Below are 26,163 nucleotides of genomic sequence, written 5' to 3' on the forward strand. Positions count from 1 at the left end.
GAGCGGGTCAACCGCCCTGAACCTGGGCGGCCGCGCCGCCGGCCGAGGGCGTCGCGGTGGGCGCCGCGGGCGCTGACGCATCGAAGTACGCCATCGCGTCCTGTCGGGACAGCGTCGGGCCGGTCGGCACCAGCGCCAGCAGCGAGGCGGGCACCGCGAGCGGTGTCACGTCGCCGTATCCGAGCGCGCTCTTCGCGTCGCCCCCGGCAGTGCCGAGCGGATAGCGGATGCCCTGCGCGGTGATCAGGTAGACAGTCGATCCGGCCGCCGCCTTGCCGCTCTCGCCGGCCGTGGCCTGCACCAGCACGCCCTTGCCGCCGGGCAGCAGCACGTGCTCGGCGGTGCGTACCGCGTCCCGGGCGCCCTGCCGCGCGGGCATCGCGGTCGCCGAGGTCAGCTCGGCCGGCGCGGTGTCGAAGACCTCCAGCGTGGTGGTCGGCGGCTGGCCGGCCGGGCCGGGCCGGTAGGTGGCGCAGAGCACCGTGCGTCCCACGCGGACCTCGTGCAGCGTCGGCAGCCGGGCCGGCAGGCCGTCCGCGTCCAGCCGCTGGTCGGTGAGGAGCCGGCCCGCCTCGTCCGGAGTGATCTGCGTCACCTCACCGCCGCCGCCGAGCAGCAGCAGCGCGGTGACCTCCCGGACGGTGGCCAGGCCCTGCCGGGTGAGCACGTAGTACTGGCCGGCGGCCTGGTAGACCTGGCCGATCCGGGCCGGCCGGCCGGCCACGGTGAGCCCGCTCGCGCTGCCGTCCCCGGCGATCGAAGGCTTGCGCAGCACCGGACCGACCGGGACCGCGTTCAGCAGTTGCTGCCCGACGGTCAGATTCGTCGCGCCGGCCATCTTCAACGCCACCAGCGCCTGCTCGTCACCGGCCACCCGCAGCCGGGAACCGCCGGTGAGCAGGTAGCGGGCGTCGCTGGTCCGCACCACCACGGCCCGGTCGGCGAGCGACGTGCCGCCGGGCAGCGCGCGGTCGATCACCAGATGCGTGGTGGAGCGCTGCGGGTCGTTCGGATCCGGTACGTCGCACACCGACCACGGGAGCCCGACCAGGGACTTGCGATCCGGCAGGTCGTCCGGGGCGCCCACGATGCCGACCAGCCGCCCGCGCGGACGATCCCTGATGGAGGCCTGGGACATGGTGCGCGGCTCGGCCGCGGGGTCGTTGACGATCAGCCGCGCCGAGGCGTAGTTGAGCGTCGGGCGCAACACCTTGTCCTCGCCGAAGTAGTACGTCGCGCCGGTCTCCCGCTCGATCACCAGCGTGTTCGGCGCCAGCGGCGCGGAGTTGCTGGTGAGCTGCCCGTACGCGCCCACACCGCCGAGCACCACCGCTGCCGCGATGACGCTGCCGAACACCGCCATGCCGAGGCGGCGCATCGGCAGTTCGTTTGTCTCCGGATCGCCGGAGAGCAGGGCGGAGACGATGCGGCGGGTGACGAAGCGGTACGCCTGCACCTGATCGCGGCGGGTCCGCATGACTAACCTCCGGCGGGGGTGGGTCCACGACGACAGGTCCGAGCGGCGTCGCGGGCTTCCCTACGATAAGGGGCCGCCGGGGGTGCGCCGGACCCCGTCCGCCGCCCGAACGACAGCACCCGCCCGGCGGAGGCCCAGAATGTCCAGAAGGGACGCACACCGATGACGCAGCTCCAGGCGCCACCCGGTCGTACCGCCACCGCTCCCGCCTTACCGGTGGACCGGCCGGTCACCCCGGCGGACAAGCGCCGCCGGGGACGGCTCGGCCCGGTCGTGGTCGGGCAGCTCGTGGTGGTGGAGTGCGCGGCGCTCGCCGTCTGGTTCGCCACCGCCGGCCCGGCGTGGCTGCTCGCGGTGGTCGCCGTCCTGGCGCTGCTGGCCGTGGGCGCGGCCTTCGCGCGCCGGGGCGGCCGCTGGTGGTACGAGGACCTGATGCTCCGCCGCCGGCTGCGCCGGCGCCGCGACCGGGCCCGGGGCGCGACGCCCGGCGGTGACCCGCGGCTCGCGGCGCTCGCGCCGGAGCTGACAGTGGTGGAGCTGACCGAGCGCGGCACCCGGCTCGGCATCGGGCAGGACGACCGGGGCTGGTTCGCCGCGCTGGCGTTGACCGGCCGTCCCGGCGCGCCCGCCGGCTCGATCGAGGCGGCGGTGGTGGACCGCGCGCTCGCGGTGCTCGCCGACTTCTCCGGGCCGGTCACCCAGACCCAGGTCGTCTCGCACACCCTGGTCTGGTACCCGGCGCCCGGCGCGCCGCCGTCCGCGTACCGGACCGTGTGGGTTGCGCTGCGCCTGTCGGTGTCCGACGCACGGGCCGAGACGGTGAGCCGGGGCGGCGGGCTGCGCGGCGTGCACCGCACGGTGGCGGCCGGCGTGGGCCGGCTCGGCAAGGCGCTCAACGCCGCCGGCCTCGCTCACCGGGTGCTCGACCGCGACGAGCTGCACGCGGCGGTGGTGTCCGGCGCCGGGCTCGACCTCGCGCCGGAGTCCCCGGTGGAGACGTGGACCAGCCTGCGCGGGGGCGGCTGGACGCAGCGCTGCCTGGCCCTGCGGGTACGCCCCAACGGGTCGCTCGGCGCGCTCGTGGACGCGGTCACGGCCACCTCCGCGCCCTCGCACACGGTCGCCGCAGTGGTGCTCCCGAGCGGCCGGCAGGTGCCGCCGCTGCTGCGGGTGGCGGCCATGGACGGGCACGCCGAGGCGCTGGTCAAGGCAGTCCGGGAGATGGCCCGGCGCGCGGGCGTGCCGGCCCGCCTGCTGGACGGCCAGCACGGCCCGGGCGTCTACGCCACCGCCCCGGTCGGCACCGCGATGGGGACGGTCACGGTCGAAGGTTGACGATCCAGCCGTACGCGCCGCAGACCCAGAAGGTCAGCGGCACCAGCGCGATGATCAGCAGGATCTCGATGATGTCCAGGGTCCGGCCCCAGACCGGGGAGATCCGCTTGCCGGCCACGGTCAGGCCGTAGACCAGGCTGATCACCGCCACCACGGCCAGCCCGCCGAGGATCAGCCCGAGCCGCACCGCGAGCGAGCCTGCGGCGAACGTGGCGGCGGCGACCAGCCCCAGCCCGGCGGTGCCGGCCAGCAGCACCGGCGTGCGCTGGGCGCGGCTGAGGAACGGGCGTGCCCGCAGCAGCGACAGCAGCGCCAGCACCAGGCAGAGCAGGACCGCCGGGAGCCGGCCGTCCTCGGCCAGCACCACCTCGCCGCCGAGCACCAGCAGCGACACCGTCCAGAGCAGGCCGGTGAGGAACCCGTCGGCGCGCTCGCTGTTGCGCAGCACCGACGGGCCGTCCACCGACTCGGTGTCGGTCTTGAGGTCGTCCGGTCCGGTGGGGATGGACGGCACCGGCAGCCGGGCCAGGCGGTAGGCGAGCATCGGCAGCGCGGGCAGCGCGCCGAACGCGATGGTGGCCACCACCGCCGCCGAGGCCGCGGCGTCGATGCCGAAGGCCAGGCTGAGCACCGCGCCGAGGCCGACCGCGCCGCCCACGCCCACCGCGCCGAGGAACAGCGGCAGACGGTCGCCGACCGCCAGCGCGCCGATCGCGCCGAACACCACCACCGCGGTGCCGGCGAGCAGGACGTGCGGGCCGGCCAGCTCGCCGAGCGTCCGGTCCCCGGCGAGCACCAGCAGGCCGCCGACTCCCGCGTAACCGATTCCGGCCAGGGCCAGCACCGCGCCGGTGCGGCTGTCGCCCGCGGCCCGGGACAGCACCGCGGCGCCGACCAGCAGCGCCACCGCGACCACGAAGGCGGCGGCCGCACCGGGCAGCTGCGGCGGGCCGGTGAGCAGCGTCGCCACCGCGCCCCCGGCCAGCGCCGACGCGGCGAGCAGGACCGCGAAGACCCGCGTGGTGCCCACCTGCCAGGCGCCCGCCCGCTGGGTGGTGGAGGTGGCGACCGCGTCCACCACGTCGTCGAAGACGATCTCGGGGGCGGTCGCGGCACGCGGGTTGAAGTAGAGCACCTCGCCGTCGCGTACCCCGAGCTGCGCCGCGGTACGGCCGCCGTCGAACGGTTGACCGCCGAGCCGGGACAGGGCCCAGCCGCCGTGCCGTACGCCCTCGTCGGCCAGGTCCTCGCCCGCGTACCGCAGCAGCGTGGGGAGCAGGTCGGCGAGCGGCACGTCGGACGGCAGCGCCAGATCCATCCTGGTACGCGGCGCCACGATGGTGATCCGGCTCAGTCCGCCGGTCGCCGTCTTCGTCGCCACAGTGGCCTCCTCGTGCTCGCATACGATCCGCTGGGCCGTCGGCGTCGCCCCCACGGGTCCACGACGCCTGACGGAGATTACCTACGATGGCGGTCGCACAGGTTGCCCACCCGACGCTCACCGGCGGCGGCAGACCACGATCTGGGCCGCTTCTGGGGAGGGGAGAGCCGTGAGTACGGTGGTGTTCCGCCGACTTCCGCGTCAACCGGGGCCCGCGCTGCCGCGCGGCGAGGTGCTGCTGGAATCCCCGCCCGAGTTGCCCGAGCCACAGGCCAAGGGCATGGGCCAGGTGCTGATGATCCTGCCGATGCTCTGCGGTGTCGGCGCGATGGCGTTCCTCTACGCCGGCCGGGGCGGCGGCATGATGACGTACGTCGCGGGTGGCCTGTTCGGCGTGTCCATGTTGGGCATGGCGCTCGGCACGCTCGGCAACGGAGGCAAGGACAAGGCCGAGCTGAACGCCCAGCGCCGCGACTACATGCGCTACCTCGCGCAGATGCGCAAGCGCACCCGGCGGGCGGCCGAGCAGCAGCGCGCCGCGATGACCTGGCGGCACCCGGAGCCGGACGCGCTCTGGTCGATCGCCGCCTCGCGTCGGCTCTGGGAGCGGCGGATCACCGAGGACGACTTCGGCGAGGTGCGGATCGCGCTCGGTCCGCAGCGGCTGGCGGTGGAGATCGTGCCGCCGGAGACCAAGCCGGTGGAGGACCTGGAGCCGATGAGCGCGATCGCGCTGCGCCGGTTCGTCCGCGCCCACTCCAGCGTGCCGGACCTGCCGACCGCGCTGTCGCTGCGCGCGTTCAGCCGCATCGCGTTGCGCGGCGACCGGGAGCCGGTGCTCGACCTGGCCCGGGCCGCGCTGGGACAGCTCGTCACGTTCCACGCCCCGGAGGACCTCCTGGTGGTAGTGGTGGCCGCGCCGGACCGGCAGGCGGCCTGGGACTGGGTGAAGTGGCTGCCGCACGCCCAGCACCCGGGGCGTACGGACGCGGCGGGCGCACGCCGGATGGTGTTCGCCGCGCTGGACGAGGCGGAGACCGCGCTGGCCCAGGATCTGGGCGGGCGGCCCCGGTTCACGCCGGAGGCGAAGCCCCTGACCACCGCGCCGCACGTGGTGGTGGTGCTGGACGGCGGCGAGGTCTCGGCGAGCTGCGCGCTGACCGGGCCGGGCCTGCTCGGCACGACGGTGTTCGACCTGTCCGGCGCGGTACCGCGCGACGCCGGCCGCTGGCTGCTCTGCCTGGACGCCGGGGACGGCACCGGGCTGGACCTGGTCCGTGGCACCGCCACGTCGAGGCTCGGCCGGCCGGACCTGCTCTCCCTGAGCGCGGCCGAGGGGCTGGCCCGGCAGATCGCGCCGTTCCGGCTCTCCCAGCAGCAGGGCGCGAGCACCGAGGAGCCGCTGGCCCGCAGCATGGAGCTGCCCGACCTGCTCGGCGTCGGCGACGCGGCGACGGTGGACATTCGGCAGACCTGGCGTCCGCGCAGCCACCGGGACCGGCTGCGCATCCCGCTCGGCCTGGGCCCGGACGGCAACGTGGTGGAGCTGGACTTCAAGGAGTCCGCGCACGAGGGCATGGGACCGCACGGCCTGGTGATCGGCGCGACCGGTTCCGGCAAGAGCGAACTGCTGCGTACGGTGGTCGCGGCGCTCGCCGTGACGCACTCCTCGGAGGAGCTGAACTTCGTCCTGGTCGACTTCAAGGGCGGCGCCACGTTCGCCTCGCTGGACGCGTTGCCGCACACCAGCGCGGTGATCACGAACCTGTCCGACGAGTTGCCGCTGGTCGACCGGATGCGGGACGCGCTGGCCGGTGAGATGAACCGCCGGCAGGAGGTGCTGCGGGCGGCGGGCAACTACGTCTCCCGGTACGACTACGAGAAGGCGCGGGCCGCGGGTGAGCCGCTGGAGCCGATGCCCAGCCTGCTGATCATCTGTGACGAGTTCTCCGAGCTGCTGGCCGCCAAGCCGGACTTCATCGACCTGTTCGTGATGATCGGCCGGCTCGGCCGGTCGCTCGGCGTGCATCTGCTGCTGGCCTCGCAGCGGCTGGAGGAGGGCAAGCTGCGTGGCCTGGACACGCACCTGTCGTACCGGATCGGTCTGCGCACGTTCTCGGCGGTGGAGAGCCGGATCGTGCTCGGCGTGCCGGACGCCTACGAACTGCCCAGCGCGCCCGGCCACGGCTACCTGAAGACCGACACCGCGACCATGCTGCGGTTCCGCGCCGCCTACGTGTCCGGCCCGTACCGGGCGCCGGGGCAGGTGCAGCGCTCCACCCGGGCGCACGTGCAGCGCCGGATCGTCCCGTACGGCATCGACTACGTGCCGGTGCCGGTGGCGCCGAGCGCGGCCGAGGCGACCCCGGAGCCGGAGCAGTCCGGCGACGGCAAGGCAGTGGCCATGCTGGACGTGCTGATCGACCAGCTCAAGGGCCGCGGCAAGCCGGCGCACCAGGTCTGGCTGCCGCCGCTGGCCGAGCCGTCCGGGCTGGCCGAACTGCTGCCCAAGCTGAGCGTGCACCCGGCGTACGGCCTGACCACCGCCGACTGGCCGGGCCGCGGCCGGCTCGCGGTGCCGGTGGGCATCGTGGACCGGCCGTACGAGCAGCGCCGCGACCCGATGATGGTCGACCTGGCCGGCGCGGGCGGCAACGTGGTGATCGTGGGGGCGTCGCTGAGCGGCAAGAGCACGATGCTGCGTTCGATGCTGGCCTCGCTGGCGCTCACCCACACGCCGCGCGAGGTGCAGTTCTTCTGCCTCGACTTCGGCGGTGGCGCGCTGCGCAGCCTGGACGGGCTGCCGCACACCTCGGGCGTGGCGGGCCGGCGTGACGTCGAGGCGGTCCGGCGGACGGTGGCCGAGGTGGTCGCCGTGATCGACGAGCGGGAGAACCGGTTCACCCAGCACGGCATCGACTCGGTGGCCAGCTACCGGCGCCGCCGGGCGGCCGGGGAGTTCGCCGACGACCCGTTCGGTGACGTCTTCCTCGTGGTGGACGGCTGGAACACGCTGCGCCAGGAGTACGAGGAGCTGGAGCAGACGATCACCAACCTGGCGAACCGGGGCCTCGGCTTCGGCGTCCACGTGGTGATCACGGCGGTGCGCTGGGCGGAGATCCGGATCAACATGCGGGACCTGCTCGGCACCAAGCTGGAGCTGCGGCTCGGTGACCCGTCCGAGTCGGAGATCGACAGGCGGGCCGCGCAGAACGTGCCGGTGGGCGCGCCCGGTCGCGGTCTGACCCGGGACAAGCTGCACTTCCTGACCGCGATCTCGCGGATCGACGGCAAGCGCGACATCGAGGACCTGACCGAGGCGTCTGTGGCGCTGGCCGGGCACGTCGCGGCGAACTGGCCGGGGCGGCCGGCGCCGAAGGTGCGGCTGCTGCCGCGCAGGCTGACTGTCACCGAGCTGGCGAAGGTGGTCGACAGGTCCGCCCCGGGCATCCCGATCGGCGTCAACGAGTCGGCGCTCGCTCCGGTCTACCTGGATCTGGCCGGCGAGCCGCACCTGACCGTGTTCGGCGACGCCGAGTGCGGCAAGACGAACCTGCTGCGGCTGATCGCCCGGGGGATCGCCGAGCGGTACACCCCGGCCCAGGCGCGGCTGGTCATCGCCGACTACCGGCGCGGTCTGCTGGGCGCGGTCGAGGGGGATCACCTGCTCGACTACGCGCCGTCGAACCAGGTGTTCAGCCAGGGTCTCGGCTCGATCCGCAGCGCGTTGCAGAACCGGCTGCCCGGCCCGGACGTGACCACCGCCCAGTTGCGCGACCGGAGCTGGTGGAAGGGCCCGGAGCTGTACGTCCTGGTGGACGACTACGACCTGGTCGCCTCCGGTGGCAGCAACCCGCTCAGCGCGCTGCACGAGCTGCTGCCGCAGGCGCGCGACATCGGCCTGCACCTGATCATCACGCGCCGGGTCGGCGGTGTGGCCCGGGCGCTGTACGAGCCGGTGCTGCAACGTCTGCGCGAGCTGGACTCGCCGGGCCTGCTGATGTCCGGCAGCCGGGAGGAGGGCGCGGTGTTCGGCAATCTGCGGCCGACCCCGCAGCCACCGGGCCGGGGCACGCTCGTGCGCCGCCGCGACGGCCAGCAGCTCATCCAGACCGCGTGGACGGAACCGGCATGACGGGACGGACGGCCGACGCCCGGTCCGGTAGCGTCGGCCCGATCGATCGTCGCGAGTGGGAAGGGGCGAGTAGGTGAGCAGCCCGTCGGGTTTCGGTGCGGCAATGGAGGGTCTGCTGCGCCAGGCGCAGGAGCAGCAGCGCCGACTGGCCGAGCTCCAGCGGCAGCGCGCGGAGCTACGGGTCACCGGGGAGAGCCCGGACGGGCTGGTGCGGGTGACGGTGGACGGCGACATGAAGGTCGGCGACATCGAGCTGAACGCGCGGGCGATGCGGCTGGACAGCTTCTCCCTGGCCGAGGCGATGCAGGCCGCGATCGACGCGGCGTACGCCGCCTTCGAGGAGCGGCAGCGCGAGATGCTGAGCGAGATGCTCGGCGACTCCGAGACGGTCCGCCAGGCGCAGAACGGCACGCTCACCCCCGAAGACTGGTTCCGCCGCTTCGGGGTGGACCTGTCCGACCCGACCCGCAACCTGCGGCGCTGAACGAGAGGAAGGCCGGCGATGGCGAACACTGTCGACGTCGACGCGATCCGGAAGGCGGGCCAGCGGCTCGACGCCCCGGACGGGCCGATCCAGTACCTGCGCAACGTCGAGACGCTGCTGGCCGAGGTCAAGCTGCCCGGCACTGCGCTGAGCTGGTTCGGCACCGGCGCGGTGGAGCGGCACAACGCGGCGGTGGACGGGCACCTGGACAACGTGCGCAGCGGTGTGGAGCATCTGCGCAGGGCTGCCGCGCAGCTCGAACAGAGCGCGAAGAACTGGGAGAATTCGGATCAGCCCTGGGTGGTCAAGTGACCGGCCGGGTCCGCCACGGAAGGGACGCCTGATGCCACCGGAGATCCTCATCGCCAACGCCTCGGGGACGGTGACCGGCTCGGTGTCGGTCGCGCAGACCACGGCTCCGGTCCGCTCGGCGGCGGCGATCGCCAAGGGCAACCTGGTCTGGATCGCCGCCTCGGCGGCGCTGATCGGCACGATCCTCTACCTGGAGTCGTTCGACAACCAGCAGGTGAACGAGTCCATCCAGAAGTGGGACGAGGCGGCCCGCCTGCTCGGCGCGGACCAGTTCGGCGCGGCCATGGCGGCGGTTCCGCCGGACGCGGCGGAGTGGGACTTCGACGACCGGGACGCGTTCGACCTGTTCCTGCGCAAGCTCGGGGCGGAGATCAACTCGCTGGCCGAGGCGTTCGCCGCCAACCGGGACACGCTCACCGCGGCCCGGGACGCGTACAACGACGCGGTCTCCGGCCTGGCCCAGGCGCTCATGCCGATCCTGGTCGCGGTGATCGCCTCGATCGCGCTCCAGTTCTTCCCCGCCACCACCGCGCTGGCTCAGGCCATCGGCATCGCCGGCCTGGCCGCCACCGCCGCCATCCTGGTCCTGGTCTTCGGCGAGATCAGCGCGTTGCTGCACGCGCTGCTGGCCGCCTTCCACACCGACGACCGGTTCACCTTCACCGCGGACTCCCGTCCCGGGTGGGCCCCGACCGGCTCCGACCCGGACATCAAGGACATCAAGATCGACTGGGTGCGGGACTCCAAGTTCTACGGCTGACGGGGGCGACGCGTGGACACCCTGCTTTTCTCGCTGCTGCTGTACGTGCTGCTCACCATCCCGGTCTTCGTGGTCCTGATGCTGATCGCCGGGCTGACCCGCTCGGCGAAGCTGCGGCGGGCCGCCGAGGTGGTGGCGCTGAGCACCTGTGCGGCGCTGCTGGTGCTGGCGTTCCAGCGCGCGTTCGAGAAGCCGGTGCTGTGGGTCGTGGTGGTGCTGTTGATCGCGGTGCTGGCCTTCGGCGTGTCGACGATCGTCAGATCCACACGGGAACGGCCGTGACCTCGGCGCCGACTGTCCAACTCGTACGGAGACAGCCGGATCGCGTTGTCGGTTCGGGGCTGTCGGAATACGCCGATGGGTCGGCAGGGCTGCGCGGGTTGGACATTGTCCGCTACGGTTCGGATGAAGTGTCCGTCGGTGGGGTGTGTACGCCTTGCCGCGGGGGAGGGCGCGGCGGAACCGCCGCCACAAGATGACGGAAGGGTGTGAAGCATGGCGTTCGAGGTCAGTGCAGCGACTCTGCACACCGCCGCGAGTGACGTGCGGTCCACGCGCAGCGATGTCGACGGCGAGCTCAAGAAGCTGTGGAACGTGGTCGACGACCTGGCGATGGCCTGGAAGGGCCAGGCGTCCACGGGCTTCCAGGGCCTGATGAACCGCTGGAACGAGGACACGGCGAAGCTGCTGACCGCGATGGACAACATCGCGGACCTGCTCGACAAGTCGGGCACCACGCACCAGGTGAACGACGAAGAGCAGCAGCAGATGCTGGACAAGTTCCACGCTGCGCTCAACCCGTGATCCGCGAAGACAGGCAGAGGAGGATTCGATGAGCATCAAGGTTGATTACGCTGTTCTGGAGAGCAGCAACCAGCAGATGCAGGCCATCTCGCGGACCATCGACGAGAAGCTGGACACGCTGCGGGCGATGCTGACCAAGCTCGAGTGGGAGGGCCAGGACCGGGCCGCCTACCAGCAGCACCAGGCCCAGTGGGACGCCGCCGTGAAGGACATCAACAAGGTCCTGAACGAGATCGGCGGCGCGGTGGGCATCGCGCGCGAGAACTACATGACCACGGAGATGAGCAACTCCAAGGTCTGGGGCAACTGACCCTCGACCGGTCCACGACGGCTCCGTTCCGGCTCGCGCCGGGCGGAGCCGTCGTGTGTTGTCAGGCGTCCTGCGGGACGTCGCGTCGGCCGGGCCGCCACCCGCGCCGCCGTCCGCGTACCAGGATGGGCCGCAGCGTCAGCAGGACGCCGGCCAGCAACGCGCCCACGACGGCGACCCAGATCGCGACAGTGCGCTGCAGGGCCAGCGGGTCGGCCGGCGGCGCCGGAGGCGGCATCGCGCCCATCGGCGGGTCGTTCCGGGTGCCCAGCAGGCTGGTGACCGCCCGGTACGGGTTGACCATCCCGTAGCCGACCTCGGCGTTGTGCCCGTCGGGCGGGTTGTCGGCGGTACGGGTCAACCGGTAGGCGACCTCGTCGGCGCTGATGTCCGGGTATGCGGCCCGCACCAGCGCGGCCGCCCCGGAGACGTACGCGCTGGCGAAGCTCGTCCCGCCCTGCGGCTCGGCCCGGTAGCCCGACCCCTGCGGCGCGGGCCCGACGATGTTCAGGCCGGGGCCGGCGATGTCCACATAGTCCCCGCTGACCGAGCTGCCGACGTGCCCACCCTGCTCGTCGATGCCGGCGACGGCGATGACACCCGGGTACGCCGCCGGATAGGCCGGCCGGTCCTCCCGGTTCTCCTGCCGGTTGCCGGCGGAGGCGACGATGATCACGTCCTTGCCGAGCGCGTACTGCACTGCGGACTTCAGCGCCGGGTCGTCGAGCGTGACCAGGGACAGGTTGATCACGTCGGCGTCGTTGTCGACCGCCCAGCGGATCGCCTTGCCGATCTCGGCCGGCACGTTGGGGTCGAAGTTCTCCTTGTTCTCGGCCAGCACCCGCAGCGGCAGGATCTTCGCCTCCGGCGCGATGCCGGTGTACGGCGAGCCGCTGCCCTCCCGGCCGGCGATGATGCCCGCGACCATGGTGCCGTGGCCGACCAGGTCGCACTGCCCCTTCAGGCGGACGAGCTGGTTGAAGTCCTCACCCGGCAGCACCCGCCCGCGCAGCAGCGGGTGGCTCGGTGAGACCCCGGAGTCGATCACTGCGACGGTGATCCCCGCGCCCTTGCCGACCCGCCACGCGGCGGCCGGGTCGAGGCGGCTGATCGCCCAGGGCACCTCGGTGGGCGCGGGGCCGCCGGCCGGGCCGCACTTCGGGGCGGCCAGCGCGGGCGCGGGCACCGCGAGGGCCCCGCCGAGCAGAGCGGCCACCGCCGCTCCGGAGAGGACGGACCTGATCCGGTGTCCGGCCCGGACGCGTCCCGTGGTCGCGCCCGGCCGCAAGCTGTCGCGCACGCGGTGAGATTACCCGCCGCGCCCGCCCGCGCGGGCACACGTGGCACCCGCCGGGTCAGTGGTCGGTGGTGGCGTCCCCGGCCGGCTCGGCGGCGAACAGGGCCAGCAGGGCGCCGACCTGCTGATAGCCCTCGGCCGGGTGCCGGAAGCGGCCCTTCGGGTTGATCGTGTACTCGTTGCGCCGTCCCACCCGCGTACGCCGCAGGTAACCTCCGGCCTCCAGGTCGGCGACGATGGCCTGGGCCGCCCGCTCGGTCACGCCCACCTCGTCGGCGACGTCACGCAGCCGGGCGGTGGGGTTGCGTGCGATCGCCAGCAGCACGTGGCCGTGGTTGGTGAGGAAGGTCCAGTTACGGCGGCTCCCGTCCTCAGGTGGTGTGGTCGCCATGGTGGTCATGCTATGGCCACCTCCGCCGCCGACCGAATCGGCGCGGTCCGGAGGCGGGCGACAACGGAAAGTATGAAATGCGTATCACGAATCTTGACGGCTCCCGAGGGGCGTGTGAACGTTGGTCGGGAGGCCGTCCGGCCTGGTAGTTCCCTGGTAGACGAGGTGAGGGACATGACGCCGAGGACCCCGGAGCAGGCACTTGCCGAACTGCGTGCCGGTAACCACCGGTTCGTCACCGGCGCCCCGCAGCACCCGAATCAGGACGCCGGACATCGGGCGGCCGTCGCCGACGGCCAGCACCCGTTCGCGGTGATCGTCGGCTGCTCCGACTCGCGGCTCGCCGCCGAGATCATCTTCGATCGCGGCCTCGGTGACCTCTTCGTGGTGCGTACCGCCGGGCACACCGCCGGGCCGGAGGTGCTCGGCAGCGTCGAGTACGCCGTCACCGTGCTGGGCACCCCGCTCGTCGTGGTGCTCGGGCACGACTCGTGCGGCGCGGTCCAGGCCGCCCGCGAGGGGGTCCGCACCGGCGCCGGCCCGGCCGGGCACCTGGGCGCGGTGGTGGACGCGGTCTCACCCAGCCTGCTGCGCGCCGCCCGCCAGGGCGTCGAGGACCTCGACGGCATCATCGACGTGCACATAGCGCAGACCGTGGAGGCGCTGCTGGCCCGGTCTGCCGTCCTGGCCGAGTGGGTGGCGGCGGGGCGGTGCACGGTGGTCGGTATGTCGTACCGGCTCGCCGGCGGCGAGGTGCGGACCGTGGCGCAGTCCCCGGCCCTGCTGCCCGCTCAGGCGGCGCCCGCCGATCCGGCGCTGGCGGGCTGACCGCACGGACGACGGAAAAGGGGCCGCCCTCGGGCGGCCCCTTTCGCGTCCGGGCGTCAGAGCAGCGACATGTGGACGTGGTCGGTGTGGTTCGACGGCCCGCTGTAGGAGCGCCAACCGGTGGCCGGGAACCAGATCTGCCGGTTCCAGATGACGTAGTAGATGCCCAGCCGGTCGGCGTTGCGGATGAGGAAGGCGGCCACCTCGTTGCCGTACCTGCGGGTGTCGTTGTTGTGCCAGGGCGCGAAGCCGCTGTTCTGCAGCGACCAGTCACACGCCTTGCCCTTGGGGTGCTCCCACGGCCCGCCGGACCGGTAGCAGCCCACGAAGCGCTTGAAGCCCGCGCGCCGGACCTCCTTGTACGCGTGCAGCGTGCGCGGCGTGACGCAGCCCGAGGTGGTCGGGTCGTCCTCGCTGCACGACTCCGACTTCCACCCGCCGTCGGCGGTGCGGCCGGGGGCGACCTTGGCGACCGGTGAGGTGGCGGAGACCAGGCCGCCGGTGAAGCCGAGACCGCCGACGAGCTTCAGCGCGCGCTCGGCCTGCACCTTCTCGCGCTCCATCGCGTTCTTCTGCTTCTCCTGCTCGCGTACCTCGGCGTCGAGCGCGATCTTGGCCTGTTCGGCGCGGTTCTTGACCGCGTTGATGGCCGCCAGGCGCTGCGCGTTGAGGAGGTTCAGCTCGTCCAGGGCGTTCACCCGGCGGACGAACGAGTCGGGGGAGTTGCTCTCCAGCAGCATTGCCATCGCGCCCATCCGGCCGGTCCGGTAGGACTGGGCGGCGAGCTGGTTGACCTGCGGGCTGAGCGCGTCGAGTTCGGCCTGTGCCGTCTTCACCTCGGCCGCCAGCCGCCGCTGGCGGTCCTGCGACTTGGCGAGCTTCGCCTTGGCCTGGAGGAAGTTCCGGTTGGCGGAGTCGATCGCCTCGGTGATGAGCGGCGGTTCGCCGTCCTCCTCGTGCCCCGAGGGGGTGCCGGGGGCCGCCGCGGTGGGGGCCGCGGTCGCCGGGGTGGGCCCGGCCAGCACGGCCAGTGCGGCCAGCGCGGCCACCACGGGTGTCAGCCAGCGGCGCAGGGGTGCCGTCACAGTGTTCCCTTCCGTCGGCCGCCGACCGGGTTAGCTGACGGGTTCGGGACGGAAGTGGCCCCTACCGCTGTCGCGGATTCACCCCATGTACCTGGTTCCCCGGCTCGCCCGCGGGCGATTGGGCGGCGGCACCGCTGGCGCAGGTGCGCGCCTTCGGCGGTGACCGGCAGCGAGGTTACCCGACAGCACTCGTGAGGATCTACGTCCGGAAGCCGACCAATAGCGAGATTTCGCCGTGGCGCGCCGTGACCAGCGTCGCGTTTGAAATCGATGGTCACCCTGCGGAGTTTCACCATGCGCCCTCCGTACTCCTTCCGCCGCCGAGCGCCTCCAGCGCGTCGTCCCGTCCGGCCGGCGGCCGGGGCGCGGGCGGCGCCGCGTCCGCGCCGCGCGAGCGCCGTCCGGCGGTGGTCACGATCGCGGCCAGTCCGGTCGTCAGCGGTACGGCGGCGATCAGGCCGAGCGTGGCCACCGCGCTGCGGACGATCTCCTGGGCGAGGAACTCGCTGGTGAGGATCTCGCTGACCGGGCGGGAGTCGGCGACCAGCAGGAGCAGCAGCGGCAGCGAGGCGCCCGCGTACGCCAGCACGATGGTGTTGACGGTGGACGCGATGTGGGCCCGGCCGACCCGGGTCGCCGCCCGGTAGAGCTGCCGCCGGGACAGCCCGGGGTTGGCGTGCGCCAGTTCGGTGACGGTGGCCGCCTGGGTGACCGTGACGTCGTCCAGCACGCCCAGCGAGCCGATGATGATGCCGGCCAGCAGGAGGCCGTGCAGGTCCACGTCGGCCTGGAACATGGACAGCGTGGTGGCGTCCTCGCTGCCGAAGCCGGTCAGATGGGTGGCGGACGTGGCGAGCAGGCCGAGCACGCCGGTGATCACCAGGCTGCCGAGCGTGCCGAGCACCGCCACCGACGTCTGCGCGGTGATCCCGTGGGTCAGATAGAGCACCACGAACATGATCAACGCGGCGCCGACGATCGCCACCAGCAGCGGCGGCTGGCCGGCGCCGATGCCCGGCAGCACGAAGCCGAGCAGGATGGCGAAGCTGGCCGCCAGGCCGGCGAGCGCGGCGAGCCCGCGCCAGCGGCCGAACGCCACGATCGCGGCGGCGAACAGCACCATGAGCCAGATCAGCGGCGTACCGCGCTGGTGCTCGGCGATGTTGTAGGACTTGACCGCCGGATCGGCCGGGTCGGTCAGCTCGACCAGGACGACCTCGTCGCCGACCGCGACCCGGGGTGCGCCGGGCCCGGCCGGGATCGGCGTCTCGACCTGACGGCCCGCGTCCGGACCCTGCTCGGCGGTCACCGTCACGGTGCCGCAGGGGCCGCCCCCGCCGTCCGGGGCCTCCGGGGTCGGCGGGCAGGGCTCGGTGACCACCCGGGTCACGGTGCCGTGGTAGCGGGGGACGTCCGCGCCGCCGACCGGCTCCCGGTCCTGCCGGGGCCAGAGGACCAGCGCCGCGATCACGGTGAGTGCGAACAGCGGCACCACCACGGCGACGAGCAGCCGGCGTACGCCCGGCGGCGCGGCGGGTGCGGGGTGGGTGTGGTCGGCACCCATGGCGTCTCTCCCAACGGTCGCGGCGACGCCTGGTCCGCCGGACCGGTCTGGTCACCCGGGCGGCGCGGACGTGTCGACCACGTCCGGGTCGTCGCCCGGCCATGGTAGGCAGCCTGACCGGCTGGCCCCGGGCGCCGGGACCGGTGACGCTCGCCTCGCGTGATCAGGCCAGACCGGCCCGGCGTCGCCGGTACTCGTCCTCGTCGATCTCGCCGCGGGCGTACCGCTCGTCGAGGATGCGCCGGGCCGTCGTCGGGCCCAGGTACTGCGGGCCGGTCCACCGCACGGCCGCCCAGACGAGCCCTGCCAGCACCGCGAGCACCAGCAGGGACCAGATCCACATCCAGCCCATCATCGGGCTCTGCCACATCATCGGGCCGCCCTCCGTCCATCACCGCGGGTCCGCCGGACCGGCCTGCCCGCCACTTCGACGGTACGGCCGCCCGGAGGTGTCAGCTCGGGTCGATGTGCCCTGCTCCGAGGGTCGGAGGTCCCCGCTCAGCCGCGCTTCATCAGGCGGCCGACGGCGGCCATCATCTCGGTCGCCATCTCGTCGGCCCGGCCCTCGGCGGCGCCCTCGTGCATGCAGTGCCGGGCGTGCCCGTCGAGCAGGCCGAGGCCGACCTTGTCCAGCGCCGCCTGGATGGCCGAGATCTGCGTGAGCACGTCGATGCAGTAGCGGTCGTCCTCGACCATCTTCTCGATGCCACGGACCTGACCCTCGATCCGGCGGAGCCGGGCGAGGAGTTGGTCCTTGCTGGCGGTGTAGCCCCGGGTCGGGCTGGACGGCGCGGTCATGAAGCCGAGGATAGCGTACCCCTCGGGGGTATGCTAACGTTCGGCACGTACCCCTAGGGGGTATAAGATCGGAGGGCGAGATGGAAACCACCTACCAGGTGAGCGGCATGACCTGCGGGCACTGCGCCAACTCGGTGAGCACCGAGCTGAGCGCGCTTCCGGGCGTCACCGACGTCCAGGTCGACCTGGACGGCGGCCGGGTCACCGTCACCAGTCGGAACCCGCTGGACGTGGACGCGGTCCGCGCGGCGGTCGACGAGGCCGGCTACGACCTCGTCGGTGCGTGACGGTCCGGCGGACCCGAGAAACCGAGGAGACACCATGAACACGGCGACGAAGCTCAGTGGCTTCGCCCTCGGCCTCGTGGCGGTGTTCGGCGCGGCGTACGGGATCGGCAACCTGGCCGATCCCGTCGCCCCGGCCGCCGAGACCCGCCACGACGACAGCGCCGGCGACCACGGGGCCGGCGACGCCGGTCACGGCGACGAGAGCGGCGCCTCCGCGCACCTGCCCGGCGGGCTGCTCGTCTCCGAACGCGGCCACACGTTCCAGCACGCCGCCGCGCCGGCCGGGCAGTTCGCCTTCCGGATCACGGGCCCGGACGGCACACCCGTCACCCGCTACGAGGTGGCCCACGACAAGCGCATGCACCTGATCGTCGCCCGCCGCGACCTCTCCGGCTTCCGGCACGTCCACCCGGAGATGGACGGCGACGGCACCTGGCGCGTCGCCTCGCCGTTGGACGGCCCCGGCGTCTGGCGGGCGTTCGCCGACTTCACCCCGGCCGGCGGGGAGCCGCTCACCCTGGGCCTGGACGTCACGGTCCCCGGCGAGCTGGCCGCCCGGCCGCTGCCGGCGCCGGCGACCACCACCACCGTCGATGGCTACACGGTCACCCTGACCGGCACGCCGGAGCCGGGCCGGACCAGCCGGCTCACGCTCTCCGTCAGCCGCGACGGGCGGCCGGTCACCGACCTCGCGCCCTACCTCGGCGCGTACGGGCACCTGGTGGCGCTGCGGCAGGGCGACCTGGCGTACCTGCACGTGCACCCGGAGGGCACGCCCGGCGACGGGCGCACAGCGGCCGGTCCGGCGATCACGTTCGCCGCCGAGGTGCCGTCGGCCGGGGCGTACCGTCTCTACCTGGACTTCCGGCACGGCGACGCGGTGCACACCGCCGAGTTCACAGTCCTGGCCGGCGACCGGACCGTGCCGGCGCCCGCCGCGCCGGCATCCACCACCGCACCGACCCCGGACGCCGGACACGGCACCCCCGGGCACGGGCACAGTTGAGCGCCGGAGGTGCCGCGATGACTGCCACGGGAAAGGCGCTGCCCACCGCGCCGAATCTGATCGAGCTGGCGATCGGCGGGATGACCTGCGCGTCCTGCGCCGCCCGGATCGAGAAGAAGCTCAACCGGATGGACGGCGTCGAGGCCACCGTCAACTACGCCACCGAGAAGGCCACCGTCCGGTACGCCGACGACATCGCGCCGGCCGACCTGATCGCCACGGTCGAGAAGACCGGCTACACCGCAGTGGTGCCGCCGCCGCCCGAGCAGGCGGAGGCGGCAGCGGCCGGGGAGCCGGTGGACGGGCTGCGCACGGCGCGTACCCGGCTCTGGGTCTCCGCCGTGCTCACCGTGCCGGTGATCGTGCTCGCCATGGTTCCGGCCTGGCAGTTCGACCACTGGCAGTGGGCCTCGCTCACCCTGGCCGCCCCGGTGGTGGTCTGGGGCGGGCTGCCGTTCCACCGCGCCGCGCTGGTCAACCTGCGGCACGGCGCGGCCACCATGGACACGCTCGTGTCGCTCGGCACGCTGGCCGCGTTCGGCTGGTCGCTCTGGGCGCTGTTCCTCGGCGACGCCGGCATGCCCGGCATGAAGCACCCGTTCAGCCTCGACATCACCCGCGGCGACGGCGCCGGCAACATCTACCTGGAGGCCGCCGCCGGGGTGACCGTGTTCATCCTGGCCGGCCGGTACTTCGAGGCCCGATCCAAGCGCACCGCCGGGTCGGCGCTGCGGGCCCTGCTCGAACTCGGGGCCAAGGACGTGGCGGTGCTGCGCGGCGGGCAGGAGACCCGGATCCCGGTCGGGCAGCTCGCGGTCGGGGACCGGTTCGTGGTCCGGCCCGGCGAGAAGGTCGCCACCGACGGTGTGGTCGAGGAGGGCACGTCGGCCGTCGACGCCAGCATGCTCACCGGCGAGTCGGTGCCGGTCGAGGTGGGGCCGGGCGACGCCGCGGTCGGTGCGACTGTGAACGCCGGCGGTCGGCTGGTGATCCGCGCCACCCGGGTCGGCGGGGACACCCAGCTCGCCCAGATGGCGCGGCTGGTCGAGCAGGCGCAGACCGGCAAGGCGGCGGTGCAGCGGCTCGCCGACCGGATCTCCGGCGTCTTCGTGCCCATCGTGATCGCGCTGGCCGCCGGCACGCTCGGTTGGTGGCTCGGCACCGACTCCGGTACGACCGCCGCGTTCACCGCCGCGGTGGCCGTGCTGATCATCGCCTGCCCGTGCGCGCTCGGCCTGGCCACGCCGACCGCGCTGCTGGTCGGCACCGGGCGCGGCGCGCAGCTCGGTGTGCTGATCAAGGGGCCGGAGGTGCTGGAGTCCACCCGCCGGGTCGACACCGTGGTGCTGGACAAGACCGGCACCGTCACCACCGGGCGGATGGCGCTGGCCGAGGTGCTGCCCGCCGACGGCGAGGACGCCGCCGACCTGCTCCGGGTGGCCGGCGCGCTGGAGGCCGCCTCCGAGCACCCGATCGCGCGGGCCGTCGCCGAGGCCGCGGCCGAGGCCGGTCCGCTGCCGCCGCTTGGCGAGTTCGCCAACGTCGAAGGGCTGGGCGTCACCGGCACCGTCGACGGCCGGAGCGTGGTGGTCGGCCGGGCGCGGCTGCTGCGGGAGCGGGGTCTCGACGTACCCGAGGAGGTCGTGCGGGCCGCGACCGGCGCGGAGGCCGCCGGGCGGACGGCGATCCTGGCCGGCTGGGACGGGCGGGCCCGGGGCGTGCTCGCGGTGGCCGACGCGGTGCGGCCGACCAGCCGGGCGGCCGTCACCCGGCTGCGTGAGCTGGGCCTGAAGCCGGTGCTGCTCACCGGCGACAACACCACTGTGGCGAAGGCGGTGGCCGCCGAGGTCGGTATCGACGAGGTGATCGCGGAGGTGCTGCCCGCCGACAAGGTCGCGGTGGTCGAGCGGCTCCAGGGCGAGGGCCGGGTGGTCGCCATGGTCGGCGACGGGGTGAACGACGCCGCCGCGCTGGCCCGGGCCGACCTCGGCCTGGCCATGGGCACCGGCACCGACGCGGCCATCGAGGCGGCCGACCTGACACTGGTCCGGGGCGACCTGATGGCCGCGGCGGACGCGATCCGGCTCTCCCGACGGACGCTGGCGATCATCAAGGGCAACCTGTTCTGGGCGTTCGCCTACAACGTCGCGGCGCTGCCGCTTGCGGCGGCCGGACTGCTCAACCCGATGCTCGCCGGGGCGGCCATGGCGTTCTCGTCGGTCTTCGTGGTGGGCAACAGCCTCCGGCTGCGGCGCTTTCGCCCGATCGGGTGAGGGGATTGAGCGACCGGCCGGCTGGGTAACCGGTTGTTGTCAGGCAATCGCTTCAGTGGAGGTCATCATGGGTCTCGACGACAAGATCGACAACACGTCCCAGGACGCCGCGGGCAAGGTCAAGGAGGGCGTCGGCCGGGCCACGGACAACGAGCGCCTGGAGGCCGAGGGCCGCAACGACCAGGCCGGCGCGAAGCTCAAGCAGGCCGCCGAGAAGATCAAGGACGCCTTCAAGAGCTGAGTACGCGACGCACGCACACCACCGGGTCGGCCCACGGGCCGGCCCGGCGTGCTGTGTACGGACGGTGACGATCCCGCGTGGCGGAGGCCACCGTCCACATCGATCCGGCGGGACCACCGGGATCGGCTCGGGTGCATAGGATGCGAAGCGACCTCGAATGGGGAGGAGCGTCGCGATGGCCGATCCCGCCGACCCGTCCGGCTTCGGCCGGGTGCTGTCCGAAACCATGGCCGCGCTCCAGCGGCAGGCCGCCGCGGGCGAGCAGGTGGCGCCGCCGGAAGGCGTGGGCGAGGCCGCCGACGGCCTGATCCGGGTCACCGCCGGCCCACCCGGGCAGGTCACCGGGGTGACGCTCGACCCCCGCGTGATGCGGATGGCCAGCGAGGCACTCGCCGAGGAGATCGAGGCGGCCGTCAACGCCGCGCTCGCCGACCTGCGGGAGCAGGCCGCCACCGTCCCCGGCGATGTCGACCTGGGGTCGCTCGGTGAGCAACTGCGCCGCATCCAGGCCGACGCGGGGCGCCAGTTCAGCATGTTCACCGATGCCCTGATGCAGGCGCAGGACCGGCTCGCCCGCCAGGACGGGCGCTGATGCCGGTCGAGATCGATCCGGAGCGGCTGGGCGCCTCCGGGTCGGCGCTCGACTCGGTCGCGACCCGGTTCGGCGCGGCGCTCACCGCCTTCCGGGCCGAGCTGGCCGGCTTCGGCCGTCCCTGGGGGTCCGACGACATCGGCTCGCTCATCGGCGCCGCCCACGACGAGGTGTCCGCGTTCGCGTTCGAGTGCTTCGACGACGCGCTCAACGAGATCGCCGCCGCCGGCGCCGACCTCGGCAGGATGGCCGTCAGCTACACCGAGACCGAGGCGGCCATCACCCGCAACCTCGACGGCCTGCGGCGGATGCTGGGAGGCTGAACATGGGCATGGAACTACCCGGCGAGCTGCGGTCGCTGCTCGGCGTCCTCGGCTACACCTGGCCCGAGGCGGACGAGACCAAGCTCTTCGAGATGGGCAACGCCTGGATCCGGTTCTCCGACACCCTCTCCGGGGTGGTGAGCGACGCGAACACCGGGGCGGCCACGGTCTGGACCCAGCACACCGGTCAGGACATCGCCGCGTTCCAGACCTGGTGGAACAAGGAGGACAGCCCCGCCGACAGCCTGCGCGACGGCGTCACCGCCGCCGTGCTGACCGGCACCGGCCTGATCATCTGCGGCGCGATCGTGCTCGCCCTCAAGGTCGCGGTCATCGTGCAACTGGTCATCCTGGCCGTGCAGATCGCGCAGGCCGTCGCCACCGCGGCGGTCACCTTCGGGGCCTCGCTGCTGGAGATCCCGATCTTCCATACGCTGGCTCGGACCATCGTCGGCAACCTCGTCCAGGAAGCCCTCTGGAAACTCGTCGACGGGTGAGGTGACCATGAGCGGGGGTAAAGCGGGCGGCCGGCTGATGCGCGCCGCGTTGCGCTTTCTCAAGCGGACCAAGACGCGCAACCGGCCCGACCGGATGAATCCGCACTTCACCGAGCACGTGTTCGGCGGCCACGTGAAGCCGGGCATGCCCAAGGGATCGGGCTACCACTACCGGCCCGGCGGCGAGGACTTCCCCGGTCGCCGGCTTCAGCCCGGCAGCGTCGTCAAGGACCCGAAGACCGGGGCCTACAGCGCCAAACCGGAGTTCTTCGACCCGACCATGAACCCCCCGCACGGAGCCTGGAAGCCGAAGAAGGGCAACGGCGGGGAAAGCTCGTTCTTCCCCGACGACTGGACGCCCGCCCAGGTGGACAACGCCATCACCGGTGCCTTCCAGAACGCGAAGCCGGTGCCCGGCACCAGCATGTGGCGTGGCACTCACAAGGGCCTGGTGATCGAGGGTTTCTACAATGGCTCGGGCGGCTTCACCCACGGATGGCCGGTCGTCATCCCATGATCCAGAGGACTTTCCGTTGGCGTTCATCAGTTTCTCCGTCGATGAGTTCCGGCTCCCGCTGTTCAACGTGTCCGATCAGCGCTATCGGGCCCTCGGCGCGTGGCTGATCACCGACGTCTCCGTCTCCTACTCGGCGTGCCTGGACGCCCTTCAGATGATCGACGACGTGGCGAACGGCCGTCCGCTCGACGAGGGGTGGGACAGCGACAAGTACGAGGTCAGGTTCTCGCCGGCCGGCGTCGAGTTCGTCAACGAGTGGGTCGCGGACGAGCGGGGGAGTTACTCGCTGGACGAGACCCGGGAGGCAGTCGAGTCCTACTGGCGCTTCCTGGTCCACCGCCCGGAGAACCGCGAGCTGATCCGCGAGTACCGGCCCGACCTGCCGCGGTGGCAGGCGGAGCTGCTCCAGTGGGAGGAGCGTTGGGGCCGGCCGCATCCGTACCGGGGCCGGTTGTTCTGATCGACTCCGGTCAGCCCGGCCGGACTGCGCTGGCGTCGGCCAGGCGCGCCGCGCGTACCTCCAGATGACGCCGCTCCGGCAGGCTCGTGGTGGCCCGCGCGGCGGCCAGGTACGCGGCCCGCGCCTCCGCGCGGTCGCCGGCCATGTCGAGCAGGTGCGCACGGACGGTGGCGAACCGGTGGTGGCCCGCGGTCCGGTCGTCGGCGTCGAGCGTCGCCAGCAGCGCCAGCCCGGCACGCGGCCCGTCCACCATGGCCACCGCGACGGCCTGGTTGAGCGTCACCATCGGGTTCGGCGCGACCCGGGCCAGCACCCGGTAGAGCGCGACGATCTGCCGCCAGTCGGTGTCCCCGGCGGTGGGCGCCTCCGCATGGACAGCGGCGATCGCCGCCTGCACCTGGTACGCGCCGGGCGTCGACCAGGTGAGCGCCTCGGTCACCAGCGCCACCCCCTCCGCGACGGCGTCCCGGTCCCAGCGGGTGCGGTCCTGCTCGGCCAGCGGCACCAGCTCGCCGTCCGGCCCGGTACGGGCGGCCCGGTGCGCGTCGGTGAGCAGCATCAGCGCCAGCAACCCGGCCACCTCGCCGTCGTCCGGGAGCAGCCGGCGCAGCTCCCGGGTCAGCCGGATCGCCTCGGCGGTCAGCTCGGCCCGGTGCAGCGCCTCGCCACTGGACGCGGTGTAGCCCTCGTTGAAGATCAGGTAGAGCACGCGCAGCACGGCGGCGAGCCGGTCGTCCCGGTCGGCCGGCGACGGCAGCGTGAAGCGGGCGCCGGCCGCCTCGATCCGCTGCTTCGCGCGGCGGATCCGCTGGCTCATCGTCGCCTCCGGCACCAGGTACGCGCGGGCGATCTCGGCAGTGCTCAGTCCACCCACGGCGCGCAGCGTGAGCGCCACCTGCCCGCTCACCGGCAACGCCGGATGGCAGCAGAGGAACAGCAGCCGCAACGTGTCGTCGGCGCTCGGCGGCTCCTCGTCGGCCGGCGGGGCGACAGTCGCGTACGCCGGCTGCCGCACCGCCACCGCCACCTCGCGTTCCCGGCGGGCGTGCTCGCTGCGCCACTCGTCGGTGAGCCGGCGCGTGGCGACGGTGACCAGCCAGGATCGGGGACGGTCGGGCAGACCCTGCTCCGGCCACTGCACGGCGGCGGCGAGCAGCGCCTCCTGCACGGCGTCCTCGCAGGCGTAGAACTGGCCGTGCCGGCGGACGAGCACGCCGAGGACCTGCGGCGCGAGCGTACGCAGCAGGTCCTCGACCACAGGTGCGGTCACATCTCCGTCCCGGCCTGATCCATCACCGCGCGCACCTCCAGCACACCGAAGCCGTGCCGTACGTCCGGCCAGCGCGCGGCGATCTCGGCGGCCCGCTCCGAGGTCTCGCAGTCGACAGTCAGAAAGCCGGCGAACTGCTCCTTGCTCTCCATGAACGGCCCGTCCGTGATCTCGACGCCACCGGCGGCCGGACGGGCCGTGCGGGCCTGCGAGGGGTGGGCCAGTGCCTCGCCGCCGACCAGCTCGCCGGACTCGGTCAGCTCCTTCATGATCTCGTCGACCTCACCGAAGATCGCGGTGCGTTCCGCCTCGGTCAGCTCCTCCACGAAGCCGGGCCGGTTCCAGATGAGCAGCATGTACTTCACCGTGCACTCCTCGGGGTTCAAGCCACCGGCGGTGGCGCCTCGCAGACGGGTCGGAGCCGCTCCGCCCGATCCGACATCATCCCCCGGGAGGTTCAGCGACCCCCGCGAAGCGGACGGCGTGCCGGGCGGCCCGGATCGAGCGAGGCCCGGTCGGCGGCGCTGGTGCCGGAGACCCAGCCCTGCTCGTCGCGCACCTGGAGCCGGTGCCGGGTGGTGCCGGGAAAGAGCTGGTCGACGCGGTCCCGGACGGCGTCCGAGCGGGCCGCGAGCACCGGCAGCAGCCGGTCGTCGTCGAGTTCCCGCGCCGCCGCCGCGCTCGCCTCCCGCAGCCGGTCGCCGATGCGTAGCGCGAACGCGTTGAGGAACGACTCGTCGTAACCCTTGGTGCGCCGCCCGCCGGACCGGCCGCGCTCGCCCCGGCCGCGCAGCATCGCGGCGGTGGCCTGCACGAGCAGCGAGGTGTGCAGCAGCTCGACCGCGGCCAGGTCGGCCGGGAAGCCGAGCACGGTGGCGAAACCCAGGTCGTCGGACCAGACCGACTCGCACCGGTTCGCCGCCGCCACCTCCTGGATCAGCAGTGCCTTCGCGGCCGCGTACGGGGCGTCGACGCCGATCCGCACCCCGCCCGGGCCGCCGGACCGCTCGGCCCCGGCGTCGAGCAGCGCCGCGTCGATGCTGTGCCGGGCCATCAGCTCCTGCGCCTTGGCGGTGAACGCCTCCGCCTCGGCCGGGTATCCGGTCGACTCGGCCTTGGCGAGCAGCGCGCGTACCCGGTCGAGCATCCGGGAACCGCTCGGTGTGGTGGCGACCCGTGCGACGCCGGTCGAGCCCGGTGGCGGCTGGAGCGTCGCGATCGGCGGCAGACCCGCCACCAGGACGACCGCGTCGACGGCGTCCCGCAGCGCGGTGATCCGGTCGCCGTCGGCGCGTCGGTCCAGCCAGCCCGCGTCGTCGTCCCAGCGGGCGCCGGTCTCGGCGAGCTGCTCGTCGAACCAGGCCGGCACCGGGGCGGGCAGTGTGCGCCGCTGCGCGGCCATCGCGTCGCGCAGCAGCCGGGCGCCGCGCGGGGTGAGCCGCCGGACGGCGAGCCGGTCCAGGTCGGCGGGCTGCCAGCCACGCGGCCAGAGCCGGCCCACGTCCCGCGTCAGCCGGGCGAGAAGCGCCGCGTCCACCGCCGCGCCGTCGGCCACCACGAGCCCGTCGAGGGCTCGCTCGGCAGCGCGTACGTCGGTGCCGCGCGCGGTCGCGACGGCGGCGTCGAGCAGTCGCTCGGCTGGTGACACGGGTGGCTCTCCCTGGACTCCGACAGGCGGCAGGTCGCCCACCCCGGCACCGACGGTACCCGGCCCACCCGTTCAACCGACCGGGCCC

General features: G+C 73.4%; 29 protein-coding genes and 1 riboswitch. Of the genes, 18 read left to right on the plus strand and 11 right to left on the minus strand.

Annotation, left to right across the window (positions count from 1 at the left end; genetic code table 11):
- Window positions 1-7: 7 nt before the first annotated feature.
- Complete coding sequence (eccB, locus tag ACFYON_RS05395; protein ID WP_354868187.1) at window positions 8-1,477, minus strand: type VII secretion protein EccB; 1,470 nt, start codon at window positions 1,475-1,477, stop codon at window positions 8-10.
- Window positions 1,478-1,639: 162 nt separating this feature from the next.
- Here eccB and ACFYON_RS05400 point away from each other — a divergent pair, with 162 nt between their 5' ends.
- The gene (locus tag ACFYON_RS05400; protein WP_387187664.1) at window positions 1,640-2,812 is read left to right on the plus strand and encodes a type VII secretion protein EccE; all 1,173 of its coding nucleotides are present in this window, start codon (window positions 1,640-1,642) and stop codon (window positions 2,810-2,812) included.
- Here the strand turns inward: ACFYON_RS05400 and eccD are convergent.
- Window positions 2,796-4,193: a type VII secretion integral membrane protein EccD gene (gene eccD, locus ACFYON_RS05405; RefSeq protein WP_387187662.1), complete on the minus strand. Its 1,398-nt coding sequence runs from the start codon at window positions 4,191-4,193 to the stop codon at window positions 2,796-2,798. The genes ACFYON_RS05400 and eccD overlap by 17 nt on opposite strands.
- 169 nt (window positions 4,194-4,362) lie before the next feature.
- On the opposite strand from eccD, the gene eccCa reads away from it, so the two are divergent.
- The 7 genes from eccCa to ACFYON_RS05440 all read left to right on the plus strand — a co-directional run bounded on the left by eccCa (window position 4,363) and on the right by ACFYON_RS05440 (window position 10,998).
- Window positions 4,363-8,328: a type VII secretion protein EccCa gene (gene eccCa, locus ACFYON_RS05410; protein ID WP_387188820.1), complete on the plus strand. Its 3,966-nt coding sequence runs from the start codon at window positions 4,363-4,365 to the stop codon at window positions 8,326-8,328.
- A 73-nt stretch (window positions 8,329-8,401) separates the two neighbouring features.
- Window positions 8,402-8,812, plus strand: coding sequence for a YbaB/EbfC family nucleoid-associated protein (locus ACFYON_RS05415; RefSeq protein ID WP_354868195.1), 411 nt, complete (start codon window positions 8,402-8,404; stop codon window positions 8,810-8,812).
- An 18-nt stretch (window positions 8,813-8,830) separates the two neighbouring features.
- On the plus strand, window positions 8,831-9,124 hold the full coding sequence (locus ACFYON_RS05420) for a hypothetical protein (RefSeq protein ID WP_354868198.1): 294 nt from the start codon (window positions 8,831-8,833) through the stop codon (window positions 9,122-9,124).
- A gap of 31 nt (window positions 9,125-9,155) precedes the next feature.
- On the plus strand, window positions 9,156-9,884 hold the full coding sequence (locus ACFYON_RS05425; protein ID WP_354868201.1) for a hypothetical protein: 729 nt from the start codon (window positions 9,156-9,158) through the stop codon (window positions 9,882-9,884).
- Between the two features lie 12 nt (window positions 9,885-9,896).
- The gene (locus ACFYON_RS05430) at window positions 9,897-10,166 is read left to right on the plus strand and encodes a hypothetical protein (protein WP_354868203.1); all 270 of its coding nucleotides are present in this window, start codon (window positions 9,897-9,899) and stop codon (window positions 10,164-10,166) included.
- 213 nt (window positions 10,167-10,379) lie between these two features.
- Window positions 10,380-10,688 carry a WXG100 family type VII secretion target gene (locus ACFYON_RS05435; RefSeq protein WP_354868205.1) on the plus strand — a complete coding sequence of 103 codons (309 nt, stop codon included), beginning with the start codon at window positions 10,380-10,382 and terminating at the stop codon, window positions 10,686-10,688.
- 28 nt (window positions 10,689-10,716) lie between these two features.
- On the plus strand, window positions 10,717-10,998 hold the full coding sequence (locus tag ACFYON_RS05440) for a WXG100 family type VII secretion target (protein ID WP_354868208.1): 282 nt from the start codon (window positions 10,717-10,719) through the stop codon (window positions 10,996-10,998).
- A 61-nt stretch (window positions 10,999-11,059) separates the two neighbouring features.
- Here the strand turns inward: ACFYON_RS05440 and mycP are convergent, their stop codons facing one another.
- On the minus strand, window positions 11,060-12,298 hold the full coding sequence (gene mycP / locus ACFYON_RS05445) for a type VII secretion-associated serine protease mycosin (RefSeq protein ID WP_354868209.1): 1,239 nt from the start codon (window positions 12,296-12,298) through the stop codon (window positions 11,060-11,062).
- 55 nt (window positions 12,299-12,353) lie between these two features.
- The gene (locus ACFYON_RS05450) at window positions 12,354-12,695 is read right to left on the minus strand and encodes a helix-turn-helix domain-containing protein (RefSeq protein WP_354868211.1); all 342 of its coding nucleotides are present in this window, start codon (window positions 12,693-12,695) and stop codon (window positions 12,354-12,356) included.
- 165 nt (window positions 12,696-12,860) lie between these two features.
- On the opposite strand from ACFYON_RS05450, the gene ACFYON_RS05455 reads away from it, so the two are divergent.
- On the plus strand, window positions 12,861-13,514 hold the full coding sequence (locus ACFYON_RS05455; protein WP_354868214.1) for a carbonic anhydrase: 654 nt from the start codon (window positions 12,861-12,863) through the stop codon (window positions 13,512-13,514).
- 56 nt (window positions 13,515-13,570) lie between these two features.
- On the opposite strand, the gene ACFYON_RS05460 is transcribed toward ACFYON_RS05455, so the two are convergent.
- From ACFYON_RS05460 to ACFYON_RS05475, 4 genes are all read right to left on the minus strand, one after another.
- The gene (locus ACFYON_RS05460) at window positions 13,571-14,599 is read right to left on the minus strand and encodes a hypothetical protein (RefSeq protein WP_354868216.1); all 1,029 of its coding nucleotides are present in this window, start codon (window positions 14,597-14,599) and stop codon (window positions 13,571-13,573) included.
- Window positions 14,600-14,602: 3 nt separating this feature from the next.
- Window positions 14,603-14,734: riboswitch (cyclic di-AMP (ydaO/yuaA leader) on the minus strand.
- 154 nt (window positions 14,735-14,888) lie between these two features.
- Window positions 14,889-16,163 (minus strand): YibE/F family protein, encoded by a 1,275-nt coding sequence (locus ACFYON_RS05465; RefSeq protein ID WP_354868218.1) that lies wholly within the window; start codon window positions 16,161-16,163, stop codon window positions 14,889-14,891.
- A 163-nt stretch (window positions 16,164-16,326) separates the two neighbouring features.
- Window positions 16,327-16,506 carry an SHOCT domain-containing protein gene (locus ACFYON_RS05470; protein ID WP_281600365.1) on the minus strand — a complete coding sequence of 60 codons (180 nt, stop codon included), beginning with the start codon at window positions 16,504-16,506 and terminating at the stop codon, window positions 16,327-16,329.
- A gap of 155 nt (window positions 16,507-16,661) precedes the next feature.
- Complete coding sequence (locus ACFYON_RS05475; protein WP_013283780.1) at window positions 16,662-16,961, minus strand: metal-sensitive transcriptional regulator; 300 nt, start codon at window positions 16,959-16,961, stop codon at window positions 16,662-16,664.
- Window positions 16,962-17,041: 80 nt separating this feature from the next.
- Here ACFYON_RS05475 and ACFYON_RS05480 point away from each other — a divergent pair, with 80 nt between their 5' ends.
- The 9 genes from ACFYON_RS05480 (at window position 17,042) to ACFYON_RS05520 (ending at window position 23,157) form a co-directional block, all read left to right on the plus strand.
- Complete coding sequence (locus tag ACFYON_RS05480) at window positions 17,042-17,248, plus strand: heavy-metal-associated domain-containing protein (RefSeq protein ID WP_354868222.1); 207 nt, start codon at window positions 17,042-17,044, stop codon at window positions 17,246-17,248.
- 34 nt (window positions 17,249-17,282) lie between these two features.
- On the plus strand, window positions 17,283-18,254 hold the full coding sequence (locus tag ACFYON_RS05485; protein ID WP_354868225.1) for a hypothetical protein: 972 nt from the start codon (window positions 17,283-17,285) through the stop codon (window positions 18,252-18,254).
- Between the two features lie 17 nt (window positions 18,255-18,271).
- The gene (locus ACFYON_RS05490) at window positions 18,272-20,527 is read left to right on the plus strand and encodes a heavy metal translocating P-type ATPase (protein ID WP_354868228.1); all 2,256 of its coding nucleotides are present in this window, start codon (window positions 18,272-18,274) and stop codon (window positions 20,525-20,527) included.
- Between the two features lie 67 nt (window positions 20,528-20,594).
- Window positions 20,595-20,768: a CsbD family protein gene (locus ACFYON_RS05495; RefSeq protein WP_073827041.1), complete on the plus strand. Its 174-nt coding sequence runs from the start codon at window positions 20,595-20,597 to the stop codon at window positions 20,766-20,768.
- A 175-nt stretch (window positions 20,769-20,943) separates the two neighbouring features.
- Window positions 20,944-21,360: a YbaB/EbfC family nucleoid-associated protein gene (locus ACFYON_RS05500; protein ID WP_354868231.1), complete on the plus strand. Its 417-nt coding sequence runs from the start codon at window positions 20,944-20,946 to the stop codon at window positions 21,358-21,360.
- Window positions 21,360-21,683 carry a hypothetical protein gene (locus ACFYON_RS05505; RefSeq protein WP_354868233.1) on the plus strand — a complete coding sequence of 108 codons (324 nt, stop codon included), beginning with the start codon at window positions 21,360-21,362 and terminating at the stop codon, window positions 21,681-21,683. Before ACFYON_RS05500 ends, ACFYON_RS05505 begins: the two co-directional genes overlap by 1 nt.
- Before the next feature lie 2 nt (window positions 21,684-21,685).
- A complete protein-coding gene (locus ACFYON_RS05510; RefSeq protein WP_354868235.1) occupies window positions 21,686-22,180 on the plus strand; it encodes a hypothetical protein in 495 nt (164 codons plus the stop codon).
- Window positions 22,181-22,187: 7 nt separating this feature from the next.
- Window positions 22,188-22,697, plus strand: coding sequence for an EndoU domain-containing protein (locus ACFYON_RS05515; RefSeq protein ID WP_354868450.1), 510 nt, complete (start codon window positions 22,188-22,190; stop codon window positions 22,695-22,697).
- A 16-nt stretch (window positions 22,698-22,713) separates the two neighbouring features.
- Window positions 22,714-23,157, plus strand: a complete 444-nt coding sequence (locus ACFYON_RS05520; protein WP_354868237.1) for a hypothetical protein — start codon at window positions 22,714-22,716, stop codon at window positions 23,155-23,157.
- Window positions 23,158-23,167: 10 nt separating this feature from the next.
- On the opposite strand, the gene ACFYON_RS05525 is transcribed toward ACFYON_RS05520, so the two are convergent.
- The 3 genes from ACFYON_RS05525 to ACFYON_RS05535 form a co-directional block, all read right to left on the minus strand.
- Window positions 23,168-24,427, minus strand: coding sequence for a sigma-70 family RNA polymerase sigma factor (locus ACFYON_RS05525; protein ID WP_355095196.1), 1,260 nt, complete (start codon window positions 24,425-24,427; stop codon window positions 23,168-23,170).
- Window positions 24,424-24,783, minus strand: a complete 360-nt coding sequence (locus tag ACFYON_RS05530) for a YciI family protein (RefSeq protein WP_355095199.1) — start codon at window positions 24,781-24,783, stop codon at window positions 24,424-24,426. The genes ACFYON_RS05525 and ACFYON_RS05530 overlap by 4 nt, the downstream gene beginning before the upstream one ends.
- A gap of 101 nt (window positions 24,784-24,884) precedes the next feature.
- Window positions 24,885-26,075, minus strand: a complete 1,191-nt coding sequence (locus ACFYON_RS05535) for a DUF2786 domain-containing protein (RefSeq protein ID WP_354868241.1) — start codon at window positions 26,073-26,075, stop codon at window positions 24,885-24,887.
- Window positions 26,076-26,163: the final 88 nt, after the last annotated feature.

This window comes from Micromonospora sp. NPDC005686 (assembly GCF_042871665.1).
Classification (GTDB): Bacteria; Actinomycetota; Actinomycetes; order Mycobacteriales; family Micromonosporaceae; genus Micromonospora.